We start from the raw sequence: 23645 nt of genomic DNA, 5'->3' as shown, positions 1-23645 counted from the left end.
TCAATGTTACCAGAAAAGAAGAATCCGGTCGATGATTTTTTTATGAAAAAACAGAACAAACGTTCTGTCTGTTAGCTGGAGTGTGCCTCGAGCCAGTTCTTGAGATCGGTAAGAACTCTGGTTCTATCTTCTAAACGTTCGTTCATCGTTTCGTGATAAAGACCGTCGTAAATTTTCAAAGTTTTATCGGAAGAGCCGACCGCTTGAAAGAAGGCTTCGCTTCCGGTATAAATGGCGATCGCATCCTCTTTTCCATGAAAGATGTAGATCGGAATTTTAATTTTTCCCGCGTTTCCAAGGATCGGGGTTTCCGAATTGAGAAGCATATTTCCAAGATAACTCGAAGCCATTCCGTGAACCAATGGATCTTTTTTGTAGGCTTCCACCACCGCTTTGTCGCGACTAAGAGCATTTACATCTAACCCGGTTGGCAAAGTAAGATTCGGTAGAATTTCCGAAATGAAAGGTGCGATTCCTTTTTTAATCTTCAGACTGAAATCCATTTTAGCTCGGATCGGAAGCGCGGAAACTACCAACGTATTGAGATTTCCCTGATTGGTTCCTTCCTCGGCGTAAAGAGTGACGATGGCCGCTCCCATGGAATGTCCCAAAAGAGTTACCTTGGAAACCTTTTCCTTTTCTTTAGCGATCGCGATGAGTTTGTCTAAGTCGGAAAGAAAATCCGAAAAAGAATCCACTGCGCCTCGTTTTCCTTCCGATCGTCCATGACCGCGAGAATCGATCAAGTAAAGAGCGGTTCCGGTTCCGGCGAGGGCTTCCACTAAAAATTCATAACGGCCGCTGTGTTCTCCGATTCCGTGCTGAACCACAAGAACCCGGTTTCCCTTTCTCCCTTCCTTGGGCTGATAGGTGCGATAAAAGATTTTTGATCCGCCGCTTCCTGCGAAGGTATCATCCTGTAGATTGTAAGAATTACTCCATGACATAGCGAAACGTGTTATAACCGGAAACGATCCTTTGGAAAGAGAAAAAAATTTCATTTGTTAAAAATTCACAGTTCTAACGGGGTTCTTTTCAGTTGTCGATAGGAAGGAAACGATTTTCCTGGATTCATGTTCTCATCCCGAGCATTCTTCGATCACAAAAGATTCTGGAATCGTTCGATTTTTCTTTTAGTCTTATTGAATTGCAACCCGATCCCGGAAACCGAAAGAAACGTGGTCAAGGGCGATCTTACGAGACTTCTGAAAAACTCCGATTTTGTGTGTTCCGGAGACACAAATCGAGACATTGAAAAATTTCGCACACATTGGAAGAAGAATCCGGGAAGATATTCCGGCCTGGATCCGAAAGATCGCTGGAAGAATGTTCAGCTAACACTCTATGTCGATGAGACACTTTTTATCAACGAGTCTCAGGATTCTCTATTTATTCCTTCCGGAGAAGAATGTTCCTTAAAGATGAGGGAACGTTTTTCGACTTCGAATTCGGCTTTTTTTCAATTTTATGCCACGATTCTATCGCAAGGTTTTGGAGGATCGGCTCCCGGACAATTACAGATCTTAGAGGAAGATAAAGAAATTCTATCCTACGATTTTAAGATTCAAAAAGAAGAATGGAAAAAGTTCTCTCTTCCTTTGAACTCAAAAAAATTAAACGAACATTCAGTTTTTAAAATCAAATGGAAATCCAAAAACGGTTCCGGTTTGTTTTTGGGATCTCCGGTTTTATTGGAAAAGGAAAAAACAAAAAAACAAAACGTAATTTTAATCGTGATAGACGCGCTTCGTCAGGACGCGTTGTCTTCGGGAGGATCTCCGTTCCCCACCACTCCGATTTTGGATTCTTTGTCCAAGGATTCGATCGTGTTTCAGAATACGATCGCAAACGGAAATTGGACAAAACCTTCCATGCTTTCTTTTTTTACATCCGAGGTGGCGTCTAACTTAGGTTTGGGGAATGCCTGGTTTTACACTTCGGGACAACAGAGAAAGATATTCTATTCCAAAAAACCTGCAACCCTACCGAATAAGTTTCGAGATGAGGGATACTTCACGGAAAGTATCATGAATAACGTTTTTCTAATGGATTACACTTCGGTCGGCGTCGATTTGGGATTTCATAAAATTCAACAGGTTGGAAAGGATACGTTGGATACTGAAGAATTGGTTTCCAGAACGGAAATCTTTTTTCGGGAACATAAGGACGATCTATTCTTTTTGCATCTTAACCTAAATACTCCTCACTGGGGTTATCGCCCGCCTGTCCGCTACTTTCAAGAATTGAAGGACCAAGCCGATCCCCGATTATGGAAAAATCTCGACGAGTATCAGCAAAAGTATTTGGGGGAAGTTCGTTATACGGACGCTCTTTTAGGAAGAATTTTCGAAGAGCTTAAAAAACAGGAATTGTTTGAAAACTCCTGGATCGTCGTTACGAGCGATCACGGTGAGTTGTTGGAGAAGTCGCATTATTATCATCATCATTTTATCACGGAAACGGTTTACGCACACGGGGAGACCCACTACGAAAAAGAAATTCGAGTTCCGTGGATCATTCATCCACCGAAAAGTTTTCACGGTCAGATTCGAAAAAAAGAATTTCCCGGACAGGTTTCTCTTTTGTCCTTGATGCCTACGTTGCTCGGCTTGAACGGAATCGAATACGAAAAAGAAAAACTAAAAGGCAACGACTATTCGAAAGCGATCTTTGGAAAAGACGGCCCCGAGTTTGAGCCAGTCATTTACACGGAAGGACGTTATTCGGAATCGATTCAAACCCAGAATTTCAAATATCTACGAAGATATCCCGGCTATGATACTGTAAGAAGAACCAGGGAAGGAATTCCGCATAAAATGCCGGAAGAATTATACGACTTAAAATCGGATCCAAACGAACTCTCAAACATCGTCGAAAAAAAACCGAAATTGTTAAGCGAAGCTCGAAACATTCTCAAAGAAAATCAACTCGATAAAAATGTTTTTACTCTTCGCCTTCCTAAATGCGAAAATGATTGTGAACGTGAAATTCGTTTTTTTTCAAAAGGTGGAATCTATCGTTTTGATTTTACGGGCGAGGCAAAAGTGATCGGGGAGGATTCCAAAAATCTAAACTTGTTTCTTCCAAAAGAATCCAATCGTTTTGAACAAACCCTTTCCGTCAAAACCGTGGACGTGACCCCGATTTTTAGGCTTCAAATTCTGAAAGATGGAAAAAGCGAGGATTTTCGCGTCGGGAAGTGGGGGATTCGATCCAACGCTGCAGCGGGAATTTTGGCCGCGGTGCCGGATAACGTTTCTTTAGGAAGAATTCCTTATCGTTACGCGTCCTCCAAGATTCCTTTTTTGTATTATCACACAGGGTTTTCCGGCGGAAAAGAGTCTGCGGAAGAAGCCGCGATGGGGAAAGAAGTCCGCAAGATCTTAGAGAGTTGGGGTTATATCCATCAGTGAGCCAATCTTCCATAACGGAAATTCTCCTGTCATTTGGTATTACGGTAAAGTCAATGTGACTGAAATAAATATTGAATTTTACTTATATTCTTCCTCCTGATATTTTTTGAATCAGTTTTAGGAACCGGGTCTTATTATAAATCTGTTTTTCACTCATTCAGGTTTCAGCTTCGACTTAGAGTTCTTCAGTGGATTGTCTGGAGCTTTTAGAAAGGCCTTCAAAATGTAGGAACTCCTATAAGAATCTAACGGTACAGATCTGTTCGGAAATTGATAAGCCGCCTCAGGAACAGAATCTGCGGGAACTCCAGCGGTTTTTACAATTCCGGCGAGGCCTGAAAACGTTATTTCAGGTTTTGGGACTTGTTCTTTTTTCGGATTGGATAAAGCTGCTTTATTTATTAATTCTTTTTTTAGGCCATAATTTATAATAATTTGATTTGACTAATCAAACTAAATATGTTTATCCTGGTGAATGGCGACGGATTTTGTAAGTCAGATTCTTGAATTTTATCCGAGAATCTTTTTTGCTTGTCATACGAGACACATCAAGGATCCGAAAACCAAACAACTGTTAACCGCAAATCAGGCGAGTATTTTGGATCATCTCGACGGAGACGAACCCGTAAGTCTTTTTGATCTCGCACTCCACATGGGTGTAACTCCTTCTACGATGTCGATTACCGTATCCCGTCTGGAAATTCTGGGATATCTTCTGAAGGAAAAAAATCCAAAGGACGGAAGGGGAACTCTGATTCGTTTAACAAAATCGGGGGAACGTATAAAAAGTAAAAAATCGGTTTTAGATCCCGCCTTGGTCAAAAATCTGCTCAAACGATTGAGCAAGGAGGAACAGGAAGCCGCAGTAAAAGGTCTAGGCTTGCTCGCTTTTGCTGCGGAATTGGAGATGAAAAACAAAAGTCTTTCCCGATCCTGGTCCAAAAGAAAGTGAACGATATTCTTTAAAAATAGAATATTCAATTTATAAAATATTAGAAGGTTTTGCTTATGATGTATACGATTCTTATTTACACGATTTGTTTTTTGATCCTCTTGGCTATAGGTATCTACGGCATTGGAGCGATTCTCCCGATCGAACATTCCTCTTCGTTGGAACGGTCTTTTGCCGCGTCTCCGGATCGTATTTATTCACTCATTCATAATTTCAAAGAATATCCGTCTTGGAGACCGAATCTAAAAAAAATCGAAGTGATCTCTTCTTCCTCTTGGAAAGAAACCGATTCGCATAACGAGGTAATGACGTATTCCTTCGTTCAGGATCGTAAGAATGAACTCGTCGAATCCAAGATCATGGACGAAGACAAACCGTTCGGGGGTTCTTGGACGTTTGTGCTGAGTTCCGTACCTAACGGCACCAGACTTAAAATTACCGAGAATGGAAAGGTCTTTTCACCCGTTTTCAGATTCTTTTCTAAATTTGTTTTCGGTCACACGGCGACAATTCGGTCTTATCTGGATTTTATGGAAAAAGAAATTTTGAAAACGGAGAAATGATCATGGCCGGATATTCTGGTAAACCGCTTGGGGATAAGCTCGGTCTCAAACCGGGAATGAAGGTTTATTTCAAGGACCTTCCGGAAGAAATTCGTAAGGACCTTGAAGGTTATCTTTCTCAAGTCGAACTCGCAAATTCTCTAAAGGGTTCTCAGGATTATCTGCATATTTTTACAAAAGAATCCAAGGAACTTCAAAAACTATTTTTGAAATTGGTAGATTATCTCGCCGAAAAAGGAATGATCTGGATTTCTTGGCCAAAGGGTTCTTCTAAAATTCCCACGGACTTGAACGAAAATGTGATTCGGGCTATGGGATTGAAATTGGGAATCGTGGACGTTAAAGTCTGCGCCGTCTCCGAAATCTGGTCCGGTCTCAAATTCTATAGAAGAAAAACATAATTTTCTGAACTCACGATTTCGTTCTCTACGGATCAATCAACCGGAGCGGCCCGCCTTTTCGAAAAATGAATGAGGAAGAATCCGGAACATGCCCGGTCCCGCGCGTTTTAGCGCGGGCACCGTCCAAAAAAGCTACAGAAATTTATTGGTAATTGGTTTCGTGCGTCAGAACGGGTCTTCTTCTTTCTTTGTTAGCCTTCATCGCTTCCATAAGATTTTTAACCATACTCGGTTGATCTTTGAAAAGATTCGCGAGTTGTTTCGGCGCCGCCTTCGCAGCTTCGTATGCTTCCCGATTGAGAGATCTTTTGGTTTCTTGAGTCGCGGAGGCCGGAACTCTGTTGAGAACGCTGATCTTGCTTAAAGATTTTTTTCTCAGCTCTTCCAAGGAAGCGCCCACTTCGGTTAACAATCCGTTTTGTACCGCTTCCGCAGGTTTGTAGAGCGCTCCTTCCAAAGCAGCTTCCGCCGCCGCCGAAGGTAACATCGTTTGTCTTAGACGAATGACCAGTGAAGATGATAACGGAAGGCCGACTAACGGTTCCGCGAATCCGATTCTTCCTTTTCCGTCCACCATGTATCTGTAGTCGCAAGTATATGCGATGATTGCCCCTCCGCCGACCGCGTTCCCGCCGACTTCGGAGATCAAAGGTTTTGGAAAGCTGATCAGAGATGCGAACATATCGAAAACTCCGGTCATAATTTTTCCGATCCCTTCTTCATTCGTATTTAAGATCGCATCCGGATCCAAACCCACACAGAAATCTCCGTCCGGGCCTGCAATAATTCCGGCCCTGATATCTTGATCTAAGGTGAATTCTTTTAGGATGGAATCCAGTTCCTGCATCAGAGAAAGAGTCAAGGTCATCGGACCGTCCGGTACTAATTTCAAAACTCCGATTTTAAAATCTTTTACTGTGATGATTTCCTTTGCTAATTTCATAAGAGTCCTCTTTGATTGAATCTAAATTTTTTTCTCGTTTTACTGCTTTCCAAAATTTGGTCTAGATAGTTTTGGATCAAACTTTATTTTTGGAAATGGGGAATAAATTAATTTGGAATTAAAACTATTTATGGAGGCGGTGGCTTTTTGTAGTTCGTATCTTTGCACTTTATAGATCGAGTGGAAGTTCTATGATAAATTTTGTTCCAACTCCTTCTTGACTTTCCATTCGAATCTTTCCTTTGTGAAGTTCAACGATCACCTTTACAATCGACATTCCTAATCCGGTTGTTTCTTCTCCTTTGAGTCCTTGACGTTTCGCCCTTGTGAACTGTTCGAAGATAAGCGGTTGTAAACCGATCGGAATTCCGATTCCGGAATCTTCCACTTCTATGATTGCATTGTTGTTTTCAACATAAGAACGTATAAGAATTTCTCCTCCTTCCTTTGTAAACTTTAGAGAATTTGAAATTAGATTTTCCAGCACTCTCTGAAATTTGAGCAACTCTATCTGAACAGGAATCGGATCTGTTCCGAGGTTTGTGTACAACTTGATTCCGTTTTTTTCGGCTTCAGTCACGTTTTGTTTGACCAACGCTTCCACAAGATGGTTGAGATTCGCTTTTTCTAATTTTAATCGATAACTTTCGTTTCCCATCTCTGCGATCTGCAGGAGTTCCTGGATGATATTGAGAGATTTGCTTCCGGCTCGAAGCATCATGTTGAGCAATTCTATATTGTTCTGATCTGTCGTTTGGTCCTTTATAAACTCTGTCAGACTTAGAATTCCACTGATCGGGTTTTTGAGATCATGGGCGACGGCGGCAAGAAGACGATCCTTGGTTTTGATACTATTGATCGTTTTTTGTTCATAAATTTTTCTTTCGGTGATGTCCCTGATATAGACCGTTGCCCCGGATACGGTTCCTTCCCGGAAAGAATGTCCGTCGAACATGACGTCTGATATCCGCGGAATTTCTTCTTTTTGAAATCGAAGATTCGACGAAACGGAATCGCTTAGAATCGGATAAGTTAGAATTTCATAATGATTAGAAGTTTCGTTTTCGATTTTTATTTCCAGCTCCCTGCGGATCGATTTTCCCGAAAAGGTTTCTTTGTAGATGTCTTTCCAATATTTGCTCATTTCGGAATCGAATTGTTCGACGATATTCTCTCCCGCTTTAAGATCGATATCGTATAGTTGATGAATCAATTTTTGGAACGAACGATTTATTACAAGAATCTTATATTCCCTGTCTATGGAAAGAATGGAGTCCTCCGTGTTTTCGATCAAAATTCTTAGATTGGCTTCCGACCTCGCCAGTTTTTCCGCCATCGCCATTCGATCAGTTATGTCCTTGCAAAATACGGCGACGCCCGCGATCTCTTCTTCCTTTTTGATCGGATTGAAGGATAATTCTAAAATTCTCCCATCCATTTCGTGGTCGTGTATGAATTGTTCGTTTTGAAACGCTCGTTCGAATAATTTTCTGAATAAACCGCTCTGTTCTGGGTTGGGAGCAATTTCCTCTAAAGACATTCCCTTTTCGATCTGGATTCCGGAAAGTTTTTCATAACGTTTTCGCATCGCTTCGTTAAAGTATGTGAGGCGATAGTTTTTATCCACGGACCAGATCGGATCGTTCGTATTCCCTATGATGGAATGAATTGTGGAACGTATTTTTTCCATCTCTCCTTGAAGTTGTTTTTCTCGAGTGATGTCTCTCGCGATTCCTTCAAACCGGTCAGGCTTTCCTTCTTCGTCCAATACGACCCAAGAACGATCGCAGAGGTGGATGATCTCCCCGTTTCGCTTAACAACTCTGTATTCCACTTCCACAAAACGAGTTCCGGAACTTAACTCTTGCAGTTTGTGCTGAATGATATTCTGGTCTTCGGGATGGGCCATTCGCGCCCACAGTCCGTTGTCCTTGGCGAATTCTTCAGGATCCACTCCATAGATCTTACGAGCCGCTTCGCTTACAAAAAGCGGAATGTTTTGCTTTGCGTCGGCGGACCAGATCAGGTCGTCGATCGTTCCCAAAACCTTCTTGAGCAGATCCTCTTTTTCTTTTACGTTGGATTCTGCGGTGACTTCCTTGGTCTTATCGGTGCCGACCGCGAGATATCCCTGAAACTGATTGTGTGTGTCGATCACAGGATATACTTTCCATTCTACGTTTAAGAAAATTCCTTCCACGTTTCGAATTTTGTAAGAATGAGACTCGGGAGTTAACGTATTTTTTACTTTCTTTAGTATTTCATAAATTTTGTTTCTGGCTGGTTCCGAAAGAAAATTTATCCACCGAGCCGCGTAGAGTTGTTGTTTGGTTTTTCCAAAAGTAATGCAGCAACTTTGGTTGATGTAAGTTAGAGTCGTATCTGGAAGAAATTTACAGATCAAGATCGGCAGATGATCCAATATCTCCGATGATTCGGGAGAGAATACGTTTCCTATAATCGTTGAATTTTTTGGATTCAATTTTTAAATCCCTTACCTTTGAAATTCCTCTTTCATTGGACGAGGAAGTTTTGAACGTATCTACGGTTTATATTCTAACACAAAAAGGTGATTTCAAAAAATAACATATATCTTGATGTCTTTGTCATACTTGACATCTTACTTTTAGAATCGGATCCGACGGCGTTTCTCGGGAGGAAAATAGAATCCGACTCCGCATTTTAAAGAATCAAATTTGAGTTTTTCAAAACGGAACATTACCGATTTCGACGAGCTAAATCAGTTTCCGATTTTGATTTCGATAGGAAGTTTTTTCTTATGATTTATCAGTTCAGGCAGGCGCCCTTTTTCGAAGTAACTCGATTTTTGTCGGTTTTTTAGGCGAAACGGCAAGTCGAAAAATTCAGTCCAGGAAGACTTTTCCCTTAAAATCGTAAGTGAAAACGCGGTTTTAAAAATACTTCCTCTTGATCCTCCTTAAGTCTTACAAAGAGAATATTGTCTCTTAAAATCGTAAGGAATTCTTAAAATCAAATTGACCGTATTCGTTTTTTAGATCGATTTTGTATGCAGCCGGATCGAAAACGAAAAAGAATTTCGATTTTCTTTCGATGCGGATTGTTCTTTAGAAAAGTTTAAACTATGATGCGAATAAAAATTATTTATTGGATACCAATGACATTCTTATTTTTGAATGTTTCCCTCTTTGCCGATATCATCTACTTCAAAGACGGTCGAGTCATCTTTGTATAAGTGCTCAATCAGGATATGGAAAAGGTCACCGTTTCCAACGAAAAGGAAACTTGGGAGGTGGAAAAGAAAAAGATCTCTCGAATTTCGTTTAACGAAGACGAGGAAATCTACGTTCGAAATCAATTGCGTGAAAAGGATCGAATGATCGGCGAAATCGATTTTCTCAAAAAATCGCTCACACAAAAAGAGTCCGAAGTATTCTTAAAAAAAGAAGAAGTTCAAAAAAATCAAGAACTTGCGAAATCTTCTCTTTGGAGAAGTGCTATTCTTCCGGGTTTGGGACAATTTTACAGAGGCGATTTTGAAAGAGGATATTTTTTTTCCGTCTCTGCGGGGCTAACTTTTCTCTACTGGTTTCAAGCCGATTCAAAGTATAAAAAAGAAACTCAGGAATTGAACGATACAAATCAACTTTCTCTTTTCACCGCGGCGAGCGGTGATCCGGGTTTGATCTCGTCAGCCTTTTTGTATGCAAATGAAATCAGGAATCGAAGATTTCAGACGGGGATTCAGGCCTCCGGCGCCTTGGTTCTTTTTCTGACGATCTATACGTTCAATTTGATCGATGCCTGGTTGTTCGGAAGACCTTGGAATTTTTTCTCAAAGGTTCCGGAAGAAAAGAAAGAATCGATCGAGATCCAAGTAACGCCCGATTCTTCCCAAAACCCGGCGGCTCCGGCAGTCCCGGATTCTCCGGAAAAAAATAATATTCCTATGCTGCCACAAGCCGCTTTTCCCGGTAGTAGTTTGAGTCGTTGGGAATTACGATGGAGAATCCGTTTTTGATCGGATTCTCCATTCTATTTTCTGAATGTTATTTTTTCGGTTTTTTTGGGGTCGTTTTTTTCGAAAAAGATTCCTCTTCCTGCGCAAGGAGTAATTCTTTTTCGTATTCCATCTGACCGTTCGAAGGATGTGAGGACGGATGAACCAAAGAAGCATTCATATCGTAGTCGGGACGGAACTTGGATTCGATCCATTCTCTAAAACGATCGATAAATCCGAAAATCGAAGGAACTACTACGAGTGTGACCACGGTGGATAGAATCAATCCGCCGATGATCGCGATTCCCATTGCGGTTCTGGATTTCGCCGCTTCTCCGAATCCCAAGGCGATCGGAACGGTTCCCATGATCATCGCGAGAGAAGTCATTAAGATCGGTCGAAGTCGAACCAAACCGGCTTGATAGATGGCTTCGTTTCTCGAGAGTCCTTCGTCTCTCATCGCTTGCATCGCGTAATCCACAAGAAGAATCGAGTTTTTCGCGACGAGGCCCATGAGAAGAATCAATCCGATCATCGAAAAAAGATTGAGCATCTCATTCGTGAGAGCGAGTGCGAAGAAGGCTCCCGAAATCGCGGGAGGAATCGCGAATAGAATCGTTACCGGTGTGATAAACGATTCATATAAGGATGCGAGAACGAGATAGATAAAGACCAGCGCCAACCCGAACGCCAAAACGATATTCGCCAATAGCTCCTTAAAGTCTTCGGATTGTCCTTGGAAGTTGTAGCGTACGCCCGGAGGAGGTGGTAGTTCCTTTTTAAGAATTTCATCCGCCATTCTGGTCGCGTCCTGAACCGCTCCTCCCGGAGCTAAGTTTGCGTTGACTACGATGGTTCTTGCACGGTCGATACGATTGATTCGAGAAGGACCTGCGGTTTCTTTTCCGGTACTGATCGCCGAAAGAGGGATCAACTTGTTGGCGATGTTCGGAACCTTTGTTTGTCCGTACGCCATTCTCAAGTTTCTTTGATCCGGACGAAGTCTCATTCTAACCTCGTATTCGATTCCCTTATCGTAATATTTGCTTACCTCGTCTCCGGCGATCTGATAACGAAGTTCGGATCCTGCGACGCCGGGGAGAACTCCGACCAACTGCATTCTCATGTTATCCAGATGAATCTGGTATTCCGGTTTGCCGGCCCTATAATCCGTATCCAAATCGGCGAGGTCCGAAATTGACTTCAATCGCTCTACCACCTTTTTGGAATATACTTCCATTTCCGCCAGGTTCTCGCCTTTGATTACAAGCTGGAACGGATATTGAATTCCGCCTCCAACCGCGCTATAATCGGAAACGGCAGGTCTTGCAAACGTGAACTTTTTGAGAATTTCCCGAATATCGTCTTTGACTTGGGTTGTAGTACGTTTTCGTTGTTTAGAATTTACTAATGCAATGGCAAGGGTCGCCGCGTTCGGTTCTCCTCCGTCGGGTTTCCCGATCGTAACCGCGATCATATCCATCTCTGGAATTCTTTTGAGCACGTCCAGAACCTGGTCCGCGACCTGCTTTGTTCCTTGAAGACTGGTTCCCGGAGGAAGATCTAAGGTTACTAAAAATTCTCCTTGGTCGTTTGCAGGTAAGAACGTACTTTTTACGAACTTCAAAGAGAAGATCGAAAGGATAAAAATTCCAAGAGTTCCTAAAAGTACGAGACCCGGTCTTTTCAGAGCGACCCTCATAACTCGTCCGTATTGTGTTTCCAACCAGGTTTGAAATTTGTCGAAAGCTTCTACTGCTTTGTTTTTCTTAGCGTTGTGGTCGATCTTTCCCGCGAAGTAAGCCGAAAGCATCGGAGCGACGGCGAGACCGTCGAAGAGGGAAATTAGCATCGCAAACACGACGGTTAAGCCGAACTGTTTGAAGAATTGTCCTACTATTCCGGAAAGGAATCCGACCGGTAAGAATACCGCGATCACCGTGAGGGAAGTTCCGATGACGGCTAACGTTACTTCGGTGGTTCCTTTTTCGGAGGCTTCTAAAACCCCCATTCCCTCTTCGAGCTTTCGAAAGATGTTTTCTCGAACTACGATCGCATCGTCTACGAGTAATCCCACCGCCAAGGATAAAGCTAAGAGTGTCATAACGTTGATCGTAAAACCCATGACCCACATTAGAACGAACGCGCCGAGCATCGAGTTTGGAAGCGCGAGCCCCGTGATCACGGTGGAACGGAAATTCCCTAAGAAAAAATAAACCGTGACTACCGCCAGAAGCATACCGATCACGATCGCTTCGGTTACGTCCTCAACGTTGTAACGAATCCACTTGGAACCGTCTCGGATTAACCGAATTTTCGGTTTTCCTTCCATGTCCTTGATTCCGTCGTTGAGTTTCCCGATTCTTTTGAGGACTTCATCCGCAACGGCGACCGTATTTCCGCCGGATTGTTTGTAGACGTCGATAAAAAGCGCGGGTTTGATTTCTTTTGGAACCTCTCCAACTTCCTTTTTTCCTTTGAAGAGGTTGCCGATCTTTGCGAAGAAAGAAGTTTTTTCTTCTTCTACGTCGCTTTTGGAAGCCCAGAGGTAACCGATCGTTTCTTCATCTTCGGTTCCGTCTCGAACGGTTCCCAATTGTTTGATTAAGACTGCGTTTCCGACTTCACCTCCGAAGGAGACGATCGTGTTTTCGATTTGAGAAAGAGATTCGTATCTTCCCAGGGTTCGGTAGGAAGTTTCTTTGGAACCGGTTTCGAATTTTCCGACGGGAACGTTTAAGCCCGCGTTTTTCAATCGATTGGCGATGACGACCATCGGCATTTGATAAGAACTGAGTTTGTTTCGATCGAGTTCGATCTGAATTTCCCTTCTGGTTCCCCCTACAAGTTTCACCGAACCCACACCTTGTACTTGTTCGAGTCTGGCTTTGATCGTTTCCTTTGCTAAGTCATAGAGTTTTGCCTGATCCAATTCCGCAAAGACAGCAAGACGAATGATGGGCTGATCCGCCGGATCAAAACGAACCACTTTCGGTTCTCTGATCCCGGTCGGGAGTTTCGGTTTTACAAGACCGACTTTATCGCGAAATTGTTGTTCTGCGTATTTGATATCCGTATCGAGAGTGAATTCTCCAAAGACTACCGAAACCCCTTCTTGGTTTCGAGAGGAGATTTTCTTAAGACCGGAGATGGAGGAGAGTTCTTCTTCCATCGGTTTGGATACGAGCTCTTCGATTTCCTCCGGACCGGCTCCTGGATAGATGGTAGTTACAGATACTACGGGAATGTTTACGTCGGGAAAAAGGTCGACCCCCATTCTTCCCAATGCAACCCAACCGGTGAGAAGCATGAGAAGAACGATGCTCGAAATAAAAATAGGTCGTTTGATCGAAAGCTGGGCGATATTCATGGATTACCTCAGTGTATCTACCAGATACCGACTTCCTTCTTAAAAAGGAAATCACTATCAATTTATCTGTAGAGAAAATTTAGAATTCGAGTCCAGGATGAGAAAGGTTAGTTTGCAATAAAAAACAATTCAAGAAGAGTGTTGGAAAATATTTCTGTAGTAAAGAACGGAGCTGAGAAAGTAAAAAAGAAGGAGTTCCTACTTTTTGGAAAGTAGGAACTCCTTCTTTTGGTTTTTTGGGGAAACTAAACGTTTGCGTTAATAAATTCTACGAATCGCCTGCGAGATTCTTTGGATATTGTCTTTTGTAAGGTTCGGATAAACCGGAATACAATGTCCCCTTTGGAAAAGTCTTTCTCCGTTTGGAAAATCCGAATTGGAAAGTTCCAAGATATGATGAATCGGTTCTTCGGAAGCTCTTTGCGTTCCGATTTGAAGAGAACGGAAATAGCGTTCCACTTGTTCGTAAGCGCCGGGGGCGATGATGATAAAACGATTGAAAGAATCCAGATTCGGATCCCCGTACCAAGTGGTAACAGAGGTGCCGGAGATCGATTGGAGATAAACCTGAGCGATCTTTCTTTTTCTTTCTAAGATGATTCCGATTTTGGAGAGTTGTTCGATTCCTAAAGCGGCTTGATAGTCGATTAAGTTATAATCTAATTTTGGTTGTCCTTCTTTTCTTTGGTAAGGTTCCTTTCCCGCTTTCATCGCACGCATTTTTTTTGCGAGAGCTTCTTGGTCCGTGATGATCATCGCTCCGTTTCCAGTCGTAATCATCTGGTCAACGGAAAGACCGCAAACGGCGAGGCTTCCTTGTTTTCCAGGAGTAAAGGTTTCGCTCTGAGCTCCTAAAACTTCCGAGATATCTTCGATGACAGGAATTCCTTTGAAGTCATATCTCTTTGCGTCGGCCACCGCACCGAAAGCGTGATCCAGGATGATCACTTTTACGGAAGAATCCTCCAGCGCGTTTTTCAAACCGTCTGCGCTGAGGTGAAAAGAATTCTTATCTAAATCCACAACGAGGGGGATCGCTTTGAGAAGGAAGATAGCATCGAGTGCGGAAACCGGTGCGAAAGTGGAGAGGACAACCTTGTCCCCGGCCTGGACGTCCAATGCGAGAAGGGCAAGGTGATACGCGGAAGTAAGATTGCTGCTTGAGACGACTTGTTTGAAACGAAAAGTGGAGGCAAAGACCTTTTCGAATCTGGTTGTTACATTTCCCGTGGTCAGATGGTCTTCCACAAGACATTCTAGGACTGTTTTTAGATCCTCTCTGGAAAGAGTGGGCTTGTGAAATTCAATCTCCGTCTTTTTTTTGGGATTCTTTTCTAGAATTTCAGTTTCGGTGCTACTCATATCCAACTCAAGCTCATATAATTTTATTATGTCGCATTCTATGCAAAAGAAGAATCTCGTAAATTCCTTTTTGAGAGGCTGCAAACGGAGATTCGTAGATACCGGAAAAAGTACAAGAAAAATCTTCCCTTTTAGAGGGATTTTTGTAGGAACTCCCGCATTTTAGAAGTGGATCCCGATTGTTCGGCAGGATTCGCCGTTTTTCGAGCAAAGGTAGGAACTCCTATCGAACGGAACCTAAGAAAAGCGCTCGGCTTTGATTTGGAAAAGTAGGAACTCCTATCGAACGAAGCGGATTGTTTCTTTTCATCGCTCAAGCCTGGAGAATTCTTTCTTTAAACTTCGATTTCGTTTTTCGAGAAAAAAGTAGGAACTCCTATCAAATGTCTGGATGGAAGAATCTCGTTCTTGGGAGGGAACCATTCTCGTTTCAAAAAGAGAAACTCGAACAAGAACGCAACGCCCAATCAAAGAAAACCGGAATTGCTTCCGGCTTCTACTTTTTAGTCTTTCTTAAAAAGATTTCTGACTCCGATCCAGATTTCCGGAAGATAAGCTCCGATTAAAATTAGAATCAAACCGCCGACGGTCCATTTTGAGATGAGAACATTCTCCGTAAAACGAGTGAGCCCGACGTTTAAGATGCTCACATACCATCCGATCGCTATGAGCATGAGTCCAACGATGTGGGGAATGACGTAATTAAAGATCGTATTCATTTTGGTTCCTTTTTCAAAACTAAGAATGAGGAGATTTTGCAGAGAAAGCAATGGGATTCAAGTGGTTTTCGAGTTGCTTAGAATCCCGATTCTCGGAAAGTTTCAGCTATGTCTCAAAATGAAAACTGGAACGACGAGGAAGAGGATTTTCCGATTCCCGTAAAGGAAGCTGGAAGAACGGAATCCAGGCTTTCCGCGCTCTTATTCAATCTTCTCAATCATCATTCTCCCATGAGTTTTACAAAAATCCGTTCCTTACTTCCGGATCATTATCAGAATTTGGAGAATCCCGATTCCGATCGAAAAAAACTTTCTCGGGACGTGGAAGAATTGGGAGAACTCGGTTTTTTCGTTCGTTCCACTCAGGAAGGTTATGTCTTGGATCGAAACGTCGCCAATCGAGAATTAAAACTGGAAAAGGAAGAATTGCAGGTTTTGGCGGAGACGATTCTAAGATCCTATCAAGAATCTCCATCTCTCGAACTCTATTCCCTTTCTCAAAAACTCTTTGAAGGTAAGTTGGACGTTTATCCAGAGTTGGAGATGGATTTAAAAACCCAAAAAACTCTCAGCCAAAACGAAACCAGTTTTGCCGAGGAAATTCTAAAAAAACTTCTGGAGTCGCTCAAGACGAGATCTCCGGTTCAATTTTTATATTACAAAACATTCCCCGAAGAAACGTATCGGGTGGAAGTCGATCCGATTCGATTGATTCGAAAGAATTCGGAAGATTATTATCTTTTGGCTTACGATCGAAAGAAAAAAGAAAGAAGAAGATTTATCATTCCAAAAATCTCCAAATTAGAATCGATCGCGGAGAATTCACTCTATCAGCCGTTAGGACTCAAAAAAGAAACCTCTCAGGATTGGTCGCTCCATCCCGCGCTCTTCCAGATTCACGATCCGATCGAAGTAGAGTTGGTCTGCGATCCGGAGTTTTCATATAAGGTAAGAAACGGAATATCAGAAATCCCTTATGAAGAACTGGCAGGAGATTCTTTTCGGTTAAAGATCACCAATCAGGAAGGCTTGTTTCCTTTTTTAATCGAAGCAAGGGATACGATTAAAAAAATTCTTCCGGAAACCTTGGCGGAGGCGTTCCGGAAGAACGTCGAACAAATATCGTTCAATTATCAATCGTTTTCGGAGAACGTTTGAATCGAAATCGGAGTTCTAATTTCTAAACTCGGAATTTTCTAAAACGATTGCGATACCTTGTCCGCCTCCGATACAAAGTGAGGCCACTCCGATTCTTTTGTTTTTTCTTTTTAGTTCGTAGGCGAGAGTTAAGGTGATTCTCGCACCGCTCGCTCCGAGAGGATGTCCAATCGCGATGGCTCCTCCGTTTACGTTTGTTTTTTCCGGATCCAACTTGAGTTCACGGATTACGGCTAACGTTTGAGAGGCGTAGGCTTCGTTGATCTCGAAAAGATCCACGTCTTCGATTTTGATTCCGGCATTGGAAAGCGCTTTGGGAACCGCAAAGACCGGGCCTAGGCCCATCATCTTAGGATCACAACCGACGTTCGCATAACCAAGAATATGCGCCAACGGTTTTAACTTTGAGTTTTTTGCCCAGACTTCGGAAGAAAGAAGAATGGACGCGGCGCCGTCGTTGATTCCCGACGCGTTTCCGGCCGTAATACTTCCGTCCTTTAAGAATGCGGCCGGAAGATTTTTGAGTTGGTCCACGCACTCGGCGCCTCGGATCTGCTCGTCTTTTTGAAGAAGAATCGACTTTTTACCTTTGGTCTGAATTGGAATCATTTCCTCGGAGAAAATTCCCTGGATCGCGGCTTTTTCAGCGCGGACTTGAGAGACGCCGGCCCATTCGTCTTGTTCGGCTCTGGAAATTTGAAAGTGATTAGCGATGTTTTCGGCGGTCATTCCCATCGTAAGATCCGCAAAACAATCGGTGAGGCTTTGGGCAAGCCGATCTTCTGTGATCGAGTTACCGTATTTATTTCCCCATCTCGCGTTCTTTAAAACGAAAGGCGCGTTGCTCATCGATTCCGTTCCGCCAGCGAGAATCAAATGATTCTCTTTGGAAAGAATCTTTCTCGCGCCTGCGATGATACTTTCCAGCCCGGAACCGCAGAGCCGATTGAGAGTCAAGGCGCTCGAACTTTCAGCCAGGCCGGATCGAAGTGCGATATGTCTTGCGAGATATGCGGAATCTTGATCATCCTGTATTACATTTCCGTAAATCGCTTCCTCGATCTCCTGGGGATCGATTTTCGTTTTACGGATCGTTTCCCTTGCGGTGATCGTCCCCAATTCGGAAGAGCTGAAATCCTTGAGCCCCCCTCCAAATTTTCCAAAGGGAGTTCTTACTCCGTCGATGATAACTGCCATTTGATTAACTCCTATATAGTGTATATACACCATATTGTTTATAGAAATTAGACTGAGAAATCCTTCCGATCATTCCTCGGAAACCGTTTTTAATACTGGAAGTTTTCTGATTTCCGACAATATTTTTAGAGTTTCTCTGAGTTTAATTTTTCCGAGGTTTTCCGTAAGAGAATTTTGGGCTTCTTTCCAGAGTTCGATTCCTTCCGAAAGTTTGGATTCTCCTTTTTTGGTGAGAAACACGGAACGTACATTTCCCGTATCTTTTTTTTCGATTCGGATCAAGCCGTCTCGATTTAGAATTTCCAAACTTCGTTGAAGGGTGGTTCGATCGATATCGGTAATTCTTGCAAGATCGGTTATGCTCGGTTCTTTTTCATAAGCGATGCTGGCTAATACTGTGAATTGGGTGATTCTCAAGCCGGAAGGCCTGAGAATAAAATCGTAAAACGTCGTTACCAACCGAGTGGTTCTTCTCAGGTTGAGATTCAGACAAGAAAGGCCGATGATTTTTAGATCTTCGTTTGAAAATTTCACGATCTTGCACCCCTTTGGAACCAATTTCCGATTCTCGAAACAAAATACAACCCGATCCCGAATGGAATGGAATCGTATCCGAATTCAAGGAACGAATTTTTCGGTTCCATTTTTACCCTGTGGTCCGCTTGAAATCGGAAAGAATTTTTTTTAGACCAAAGCGGTTTCCTTGTTCTCCACGTTGAATTTGAATTCTCCCATCTTTTCCAAAACCTCCGTCGGCAAGAATGCGGGCTTTTTGGTTTCAAAGTTAATCCACATTCCATAGGAGCGGACCTTGCTTACTACTTTTCCGTCGGATTCTCTTTCCAGCTGTTGATGAAAGATCGCACGAGTTCTTTTGATAAATTCAACTCTGGTTCTTACGATCACAGTATCGGGATATTTTAGATCGGAAAGATATTCATACTCGGCTTTGTAGACGATCGGCCCGATTCCACTTTGTTTGGTTTTTTCCATGTCGATCCCTGAGCTTATAAAAGCTTTCATTTTAGCTTCGTCGCAGTAGGAATTGTAATTTTGATTGTTTACGTGTCCGTTGACATCCGTATCACTGAATCGAACCGGGATTCTGGATTCAAATCGAAATGTTTCTTCCATCTTAGTTTTCTCCTCCCTTTTGACTTTATATAGTGCATATACACTATATAAAGTCAAATCGAATTTGTCTCAATTTTTCCGCTTCGTTTCCTTTTTAGAATTAAGATCTCCGCTTATTTTTGTAGAATCGGATTTTCCGGTTCCAAACATTTGTCTCAAGATCGGGCTGAGAATTCTTTCAATCATTCTTGGGAAGCCATTTTTGATGCCGGAGGTTTTTTTAGAATTTGTCCCGAAACTCAGAATTCTCCGTGAAAAAAATTGATGGCTCTAAATAAAAAGGATGGAGTTCCTTCGTATTACGTCTCTTAAGCGATCAAGGGATCTTGTAAAGAATTGATCGCTTATAAAGTTTGATTGGAGTTCCTACACTATGAGGCCATAGGGCAAGTTCTGATTTCCGAAAGTTTTCACCACGCAGGGGATTCTGAAAAAGGAAAACTTTTTGCGGTAAAAAAAGGAAGGCCGTATGTTTCACTTCTGATTTTGGAAAAGACCGAATTCTAAAATCGAGAGTTTCCTCCTTTATTTCCAAAAACGTCGATTCGGTTTTGTATATTCTTCCGGCTTTCGTTTTTCAGAAAGAATTCAAGAGGATTTATAGATTCTTTCTCGGAGAGAAATGTCGTTTTTCTTTCCGAGATAGTTTTGTAGAAAAAAAGAGAATCCAGATCGAAAGAAGGATCTTTTTGAGTCCGTTTCAATCTTCGACGATTCGGGATTCCGATTCTTTGAGGATGAGAATCGGTTTTAAGAATTCTAAGCTCACCATTCTCCCGTATTGGGCATGGAAATCCAAGGTTCTTGCGGTGAGAGCGCGTGTCCTTTTTGAAGAAGTTCTACGGAAATTAAATCCGGTGAACGGATGAAGGCCATTCTTCCATCCCGAGGAGGGCGGTTGATCGTGATTCCTCTCGCGGAAATTTTTTCGCAGGTTTCGTAGATATTCTCCACTTCGAATGCAAGATGTCCGAAGTTTCTTCCGCTCGTATAAGGTTCTTTCTGACCCCAGTTGTATGTAAGTTCGATTTCCGGTGCGTCGGGTTCGCCCGTTGATAAAAATACGAGCGTGTATTTTCCCTCCGGATGTTCTTTCTTGCGCGAGACGACGAGTCCGAGAGTCATACAAAAAAAATCGAGAGCCTTTTCTAAATCTTGAACTCGAATCATTGTGTGAAGGTATTTCATGTTTTCTCCAGTTACAAGAATCGGATATAGGATAGAATAGACAATTCGTAAAAATAGGAAATTTCTTTCCTATTTTGTTCGATTCCTTGGATCCAAATTGTGGGTGTGATTTCGTTTTTTTTTTCAGAATACGATTCGGTCTTGAGAGTAAAAAGGATCGAGAAAGGTTTTTTTTTCGAAGTCCTTTAAAAAAAGATGTCGTCCTTTTGAGCAAATTCGGTATGAACTCCCATTTTTTTCTGAATCTTCGGGATCGTCTTTGGCCGAGTGCGGGGTGAGGGTCGCGTCTTTTTATAAAATTTGGTCCTGGTATTTGGATCGCACAAAGTTTGATGTTATATCTGGTTTGAATTTGTAGGAACTCCTAGGGTTTTTTCTACTTTAGAGACATAATTTTATAGATAGCGAGAAGGAGATTTGTCATGATTTAATAGAATTTGCTCTTTTCTTGGATAGAAATTCTGTTTTTTGATTCCTTCTGCTGATTTATTTAGCAAATTTTTTAAAAAATAAATGCTTAAAAATAGAGCTAATTAGTGAGATGGGGCAACTATCGCAATTTTTCTTAAAAAAGAAGGTTTAACAATAATTTTGGATACAATTTCTCCTAGAGGTTGCGCGATTTTGGAGAGAGCTGTTTATAAAATAAAAGCGAATGTGTTCAAACAAAACAATCGCGTTTTGATTCAGCAAGAATTCTACTTTTGTATGCGTTCCATTCAAACTTATACTAAACATTGCAAATACTAAGCTATACGAATACGCTCTGTCTTCTTTTGAGTCAGAGTTACGTTTTGTTGCTTAAATAAAATAGAATATTCTAAAAGCAGAATGTGTTTCAAGGGTTCGTTTGTTTTTTTTGCCACAAGAAGAGTGTGGAATTGTTTTTTTTTGATTTATTTCTTTAAGAGCTTTTGTCTAATTGGTATTGAAGATTCGTTCTTCAAAAAAATAAAAACTCACTTGAGGTTTCAATATCATGACAACAAACAAACTGATTTCTGTGGTTTCCCTCCTTGGCCTTTTGGCAACTAGTTCCGCCTTTGCCGTATCCGAGGAAGTTGAAGATCAACTCCTGGAAAAAGCAATCGTTGAAAGCGCGGTTACCAAGGAACAAAAAACTGCGGTCGGAAACTATCTGAAAGCCGTTGCCCAACAAAAAGCCTTCAGAGCGGAGGAGCTTCGTGAGCTTGCAAGAAGATCCACTGGTGGAAAATTTCTCGCGAGCAACGTTCAGTCTCAAAAATACATCAAACAAGCACAAGCTCTGGAAAGAGAAGCCCAAAGATATCAATCCGTTCTTGGAAGTCTTTAATTTTTAGATCAGTCTGTTTTTCTTAGACTGAACGAAAAAGGCGTCTTGTAAAAGACGCCTTTTTTATTGTAACCATTGGTTAAGAATGTTTTGTCGTCTTTGCTCCGAAGGTGGAGGGGGGTTAGGGGATTAATTTTGAATTCCTCAATCGAGTCGGATTCTTTTAATTCGTTTTTGGTTTTGAGGCCGCCGCTTCTCGATTCGGATTTGCAAAACAGCTCAAGGAAAGTCCTTCCACAAGATAGCAGGTTGCTTCCGGAGAAATACATTTGTGACCGTCGTCATAGGTCTGGCCGTTGATGATAAGCTCGATCTTTTGACAGACCATTTTTTCTTTCACTATCGGGCTAGCTTCTTGGGCCAAAAAACCGGCGGAAGGAATGGAAAGGATCAAGAGGAGAATGGATTTCCGAAGGAGGTTGTGGGGATTCCGTTTCATAGCAGTTCTTCTTTCTTTGGGATTACTTTAGAATATTCGTTCTTATTTACTTTCTCTGTCAATCAAAGGTTTGAGACCATTCACGCCATCTTTTTTGTTCCGGATTTGGAAGACTCCGAAGGCGAGGAGAGGCAAAAGAAAGATTCCTATCCAAAGCCCGTTGATGGGATTTCTCCAGGAATTTTCAAGATCCGTCCAAGAGGGCAAATAAGGAAGAAGCGATTCCGGAAAGAAACCCGCTCTTTTTTGGGGATCGGGTTCCATTCTGTGATAGAGCGAGGCTGTATGATCAAACCAGTATCTTCCAATCCAAAGCTGATAAAGAACCGCAAGAATCAGGATTCCTTGAGAGATCATTTTAGAGAGGTTTTTGAGGAGAATCCAACCTCCCAAAAAAGGGACAAACCAAAGCGTTGCGGACCCCCACTGAAATCTTCCGGGCAAAGCGAGGCATCCATAAGAACAAGGATGACCTGCGTTTAACGCCCATTGAATTCCTAAAGTAAGGAATAAAAGGATTCCGAATTTTCTTAGATTCGAACTTTGGAAGAGGTAAAACCAACCGATCAAGCCGGGAATCCAAATCAAAGGGTTTTGGAAGAAAAGCCCTTGATTGCGATCCATAAAGAGTCCGAAGCCGACCGTTACCCAGTGTTCTATTCTGGAATCCAGTCTTGGCGGTGCATTTTTTGCCGCGAAAAAAGATCCTCGGATCGAGTCATACCAGAGATAATTCCAGAAGAATAGGCTAAGAATTAGGAGAGCTGCGATTCCTAAAGAGAGGATTTTTGGCTTTAATCGCCATTCTTTTTTGAATAAAAACCAGAGTAAAAGCGGAATCATTGTCGGCATATTCTTTATGTGAAGCCATGCCAGTAAGCCGAAGCCGATTCCATATGCAAAAAATAGAATATTCTAAAATTCTTTTTTGTTTGAATCGGTCTCCGCATAAAAGAGAATATAAAAAATGAAAATGAATAGAATTCCGGACGGTAAATCCGGGAAAATCTGTCCTGCAACCAGCGGAAAGGGAAGGCTGATCGAATAGATAAGGCTCAAGAGTGCTGATTCGTTTTGAGGTAGGTGAAACATTCTTCCGATTTTATAGAATACAAAAGGAAGAAGCCCCGTAAGGATCGCGAGGAGAATTCTTGCTCCTCCGATTCCGGACAATGTATATCCGAATAAGACAAGCCAGGAGGTTCCGATAGGATGAACGCTGTATAACTTTCCGTTTTTTGGAATCGTATGATTTTCTACGTCGGTCGGACCAAGGATCTTTTTTGTAATCGAGTCCTCTTCGTAATTATTTTTGAGGTCAACGTCTCCATCTCGGAGGATACTTTCCGCGATGATGAGATAGTGTGGTTCGTCTCCTGTGATCGGAAGTTTTTTCTTTTTCTCCCAACTCAAGAGTGTTCCTGTATAATAAAGGCCTGGGAGAAAAAGAAGGGCGATCCAGATATACTTTCGCATCTTCTAAAAGTTTATGCAAATAAGGATTTGTCAATC

18 protein-coding genes and 2 pseudogenes are annotated in these 23645 nt (G+C 42.1%); 7 read left to right on the top strand and 13 right to left on the bottom strand.

Annotation, left to right across the window (positions count from 1 at the left end; all coding sequences use genetic code 11):
* Positions 1–71: 71 nt before the first annotated feature.
* The gene (locus JWG45_RS19840) at positions 72–947 is read right to left on the bottom strand and encodes an alpha/beta hydrolase (protein WP_232380777.1); all 876 of its coding nucleotides are present in this window, start codon (positions 945–947) and stop codon (positions 72–74) included.
* Between the two features lie 126 nt (positions 948–1073).
* Here JWG45_RS19840 and JWG45_RS19835 point away from each other — a divergent pair, with 126 nt between their 5' ends.
* From JWG45_RS19835 to JWG45_RS19820, 4 genes are all read left to right on the top strand, one after another.
* Positions 1074–3413, top strand: a complete 2340-nt coding sequence (locus tag JWG45_RS19835) for a sulfatase (RefSeq protein WP_205281336.1) — start codon at positions 1074–1076, stop codon at positions 3411–3413.
* Positions 3414–3888: 475 nt separating this feature from the next.
* Positions 3889–4365, top strand: coding sequence for a MarR family winged helix-turn-helix transcriptional regulator (locus tag JWG45_RS19830; protein WP_205281335.1), 477 nt, complete (start codon positions 3889–3891; stop codon positions 4363–4365).
* 56 nt (positions 4366–4421) lie between these two features.
* The gene (locus JWG45_RS19825) at positions 4422–4928 is read left to right on the top strand and encodes an LIC10604 family protein (RefSeq protein WP_205281334.1); all 507 of its coding nucleotides are present in this window, start codon (positions 4422–4424) and stop codon (positions 4926–4928) included.
* Positions 4929–4930: 2 nt separating this feature from the next.
* A complete protein-coding gene (locus tag JWG45_RS19820; protein ID WP_205281333.1) occupies positions 4931–5329 on the top strand; it encodes a DUF3052 family protein in 399 nt (132 codons plus the stop codon).
* 142 nt (positions 5330–5471) lie between these two features.
* On the opposite strand, the gene JWG45_RS19815 is transcribed toward JWG45_RS19820, so the two are convergent.
* From JWG45_RS19815 to JWG45_RS22520, 3 genes and pseudogenes are all read right to left on the bottom strand, one after another.
* Positions 5472–6272, bottom strand: coding sequence for an enoyl-CoA hydratase-related protein (locus JWG45_RS19815; protein WP_205281332.1), 801 nt, complete (start codon positions 6270–6272; stop codon positions 5472–5474).
* Between the two features lie 169 nt (positions 6273–6441).
* Entirely contained in the window at positions 6442–7563 is a 1122-nt protein-coding gene (locus JWG45_RS22525) for a sensor histidine kinase (RefSeq protein WP_332476853.1), read from the bottom strand.
* A gap of 42 nt (positions 7564–7605) precedes the next feature.
* Positions 7606–8694 (bottom strand): annotated as a pseudogene (locus JWG45_RS22520) (PAS domain-containing protein); the annotation flags it as partial.
* 792 nt (positions 8695–9486) lie between these two features.
* Between JWG45_RS22520 and JWG45_RS19805 the strand changes: the two are divergent.
* Entirely contained in the window at positions 9487–10272 is a 786-nt protein-coding gene (locus JWG45_RS19805; protein ID WP_205281330.1) for a DUF5683 domain-containing protein, read from the top strand.
* Between the two features lie 28 nt (positions 10273–10300).
* Here the strand turns inward: JWG45_RS19805 and JWG45_RS19800 are convergent, their stop codons facing one another.
* From JWG45_RS19800 to JWG45_RS19790, 3 genes are all read right to left on the bottom strand, one after another.
* Positions 10301–13621 (bottom strand): efflux RND transporter permease subunit, encoded by a 3321-nt coding sequence (locus JWG45_RS19800; RefSeq protein WP_205281329.1) that lies wholly within the window; start codon positions 13619–13621, stop codon positions 10301–10303.
* A 258-nt stretch (positions 13622–13879) separates the two neighbouring features.
* The gene (locus JWG45_RS19795; protein ID WP_205281328.1) at positions 13880–14983 is read right to left on the bottom strand and encodes a DegT/DnrJ/EryC1/StrS family aminotransferase; all 1104 of its coding nucleotides are present in this window, start codon (positions 14981–14983) and stop codon (positions 13880–13882) included.
* A 503-nt stretch (positions 14984–15486) separates the two neighbouring features.
* Positions 15487–15702 (bottom strand): hypothetical protein, encoded by a 216-nt coding sequence (locus tag JWG45_RS19790; protein ID WP_205281327.1) that lies wholly within the window; start codon positions 15700–15702, stop codon positions 15487–15489.
* A gap of 108 nt (positions 15703–15810) precedes the next feature.
* Between JWG45_RS19790 and JWG45_RS19785 the strand changes: the two genes are divergently transcribed.
* Positions 15811–16860 carry a helix-turn-helix transcriptional regulator gene (locus JWG45_RS19785; RefSeq protein ID WP_205281326.1) on the top strand — a complete coding sequence of 350 codons (1050 nt, stop codon included), beginning with the start codon at positions 15811–15813 and terminating at the stop codon, positions 16858–16860.
* A 15-nt stretch (positions 16861–16875) separates the two neighbouring features.
* On the opposite strand, the gene JWG45_RS19780 is transcribed toward JWG45_RS19785, so the two are convergent.
* The 4 genes from JWG45_RS19780 to JWG45_RS19765 all read right to left on the bottom strand — a co-directional run bounded on the left by JWG45_RS19780 (position 16876) and on the right by JWG45_RS19765 (position 20379).
* Complete coding sequence (locus JWG45_RS19780) at positions 16876–18057, bottom strand: thiolase family protein (protein ID WP_205281325.1); 1182 nt, start codon at positions 18055–18057, stop codon at positions 16876–16878.
* Positions 18058–18126: 69 nt separating this feature from the next.
* Positions 18127–18591, bottom strand: a complete 465-nt coding sequence (locus JWG45_RS19775) for a MarR family winged helix-turn-helix transcriptional regulator (RefSeq protein WP_205281324.1) — start codon at positions 18589–18591, stop codon at positions 18127–18129.
* A 150-nt stretch (positions 18592–18741) separates the two neighbouring features.
* Positions 18742–19191 (bottom strand): acyl-CoA thioesterase, encoded by a 450-nt coding sequence (locus JWG45_RS19770; protein ID WP_205281323.1) that lies wholly within the window; start codon positions 19189–19191, stop codon positions 18742–18744.
* Between the two features lie 765 nt (positions 19192–19956).
* Positions 19957–20379, bottom strand: a complete 423-nt coding sequence (locus JWG45_RS19765; RefSeq protein WP_205281322.1) for a VOC family protein — start codon at positions 20377–20379, stop codon at positions 19957–19959.
* A 979-nt stretch (positions 20380–21358) separates the two neighbouring features.
* On the opposite strand from JWG45_RS19765, the gene JWG45_RS19760 reads away from it, so the two are divergent.
* A complete protein-coding gene (locus JWG45_RS19760) occupies positions 21359–21694 on the top strand; it encodes an LIC10421/LIC12816 family protein (protein WP_205281321.1) in 336 nt (111 codons plus the stop codon).
* A gap of 163 nt (positions 21695–21857) precedes the next feature.
* Here the strand turns inward: JWG45_RS19760 and JWG45_RS19755 are convergent, their stop codons facing one another.
* Positions 21858–22133, bottom strand: a complete 276-nt coding sequence (locus JWG45_RS19755) for a hypothetical protein (RefSeq protein WP_332476804.1) — start codon at positions 22131–22133, stop codon at positions 21858–21860.
* Positions 22134–22175: 42 nt separating this feature from the next.
* Positions 22176–23609: pseudogene (locus tag JWG45_RS19750) on the bottom strand (ArnT family glycosyltransferase).
* Between the last annotated feature and the right edge of the window lie 36 nt (positions 23610–23645).

It is taken from the genome of Leptospira ainlahdjerensis (genome assembly GCF_016919175.1).
GTDB classification, from domain to species: Bacteria; Spirochaetota; Leptospiria; order Leptospirales; family Leptospiraceae; genus Leptospira; species Leptospira ainlahdjerensis.
The sequence above is the reverse complement of the archived record's forward strand: the minus strand, read 5'-3'. Positions and strand labels throughout refer to the sequence as shown.

Coding starts and splice junctions, on each gene's coding strand:
- JWG45_RS19840 (WP_232380777.1), bottom strand. CDS start 947: ATGTCATGGAGTAATTCTTACAATCTACAGGATGATACCTTCGCAGGA.
- JWG45_RS19835 (WP_205281336.1), top strand. CDS start 1,074: ATGTTCTCATCCCGAGCATTCTTCGATCACAAAAGATTCTGGAATCGT.
- JWG45_RS19830 (WP_205281335.1), top strand. CDS start 3,889: ATGGCGACGGATTTTGTAAGTCAGATTCTTGAATTTTATCCGAGAATC.
- JWG45_RS19825 (WP_205281334.1), top strand. CDS start 4,422: ATGATGTATACGATTCTTATTTACACGATTTGTTTTTTGATCCTCTTG.
- JWG45_RS19820 (WP_205281333.1), top strand. CDS start 4,931: ATGGCCGGATATTCTGGTAAACCGCTTGGGGATAAGCTCGGTCTCAAA.
- JWG45_RS19815 (WP_205281332.1), bottom strand. CDS start 6,272: ATGAAATTAGCAAAGGAAATCATCACAGTAAAAGATTTTAAAATCGGA.
- JWG45_RS19800 (WP_205281329.1), bottom strand. CDS start 13,621: ATGAATATCGCCCAGCTTTCGATCAAACGACCTATTTTTATTTCGAGC.
- JWG45_RS19795 (WP_205281328.1), bottom strand. CDS start 14,983: ATGAGTAGCACCGAAACTGAAATTCTAGAAAAGAATCCCAAAAAAAAG.
- JWG45_RS19790 (WP_205281327.1), bottom strand. CDS start 15,702: ATGAATACGATCTTTAATTACGTCATTCCCCACATCGTTGGACTCATG.
- JWG45_RS19785 (WP_205281326.1), top strand. CDS start 15,811: ATGTCTCAAAATGAAAACTGGAACGACGAGGAAGAGGATTTTCCGATT.
- JWG45_RS19780 (WP_205281325.1), bottom strand. CDS start 18,057: ATGGCAGTTATCATCGACGGAGTAAGAACTCCCTTTGGAAAATTTGGA.
- JWG45_RS19770 (WP_205281323.1), bottom strand. CDS start 19,191: ATGGAAGAAACATTTCGATTTGAATCCAGAATCCCGGTTCGATTCAGT.
- JWG45_RS19765 (WP_205281322.1), bottom strand. CDS start 20,379: ATGAAATACCTTCACACAATGATTCGAGTTCAAGATTTAGAAAAGGCT.
- JWG45_RS19760 (WP_205281321.1), top strand. CDS start 21,359: ATGACAACAAACAAACTGATTTCTGTGGTTTCCCTCCTTGGCCTTTTG.
- JWG45_RS19755 (WP_332476804.1), bottom strand. CDS start 22,133: ATGAAACGGAATCCCCACAACCTCCTTCGGAAATCCATTCTCCTCTTG.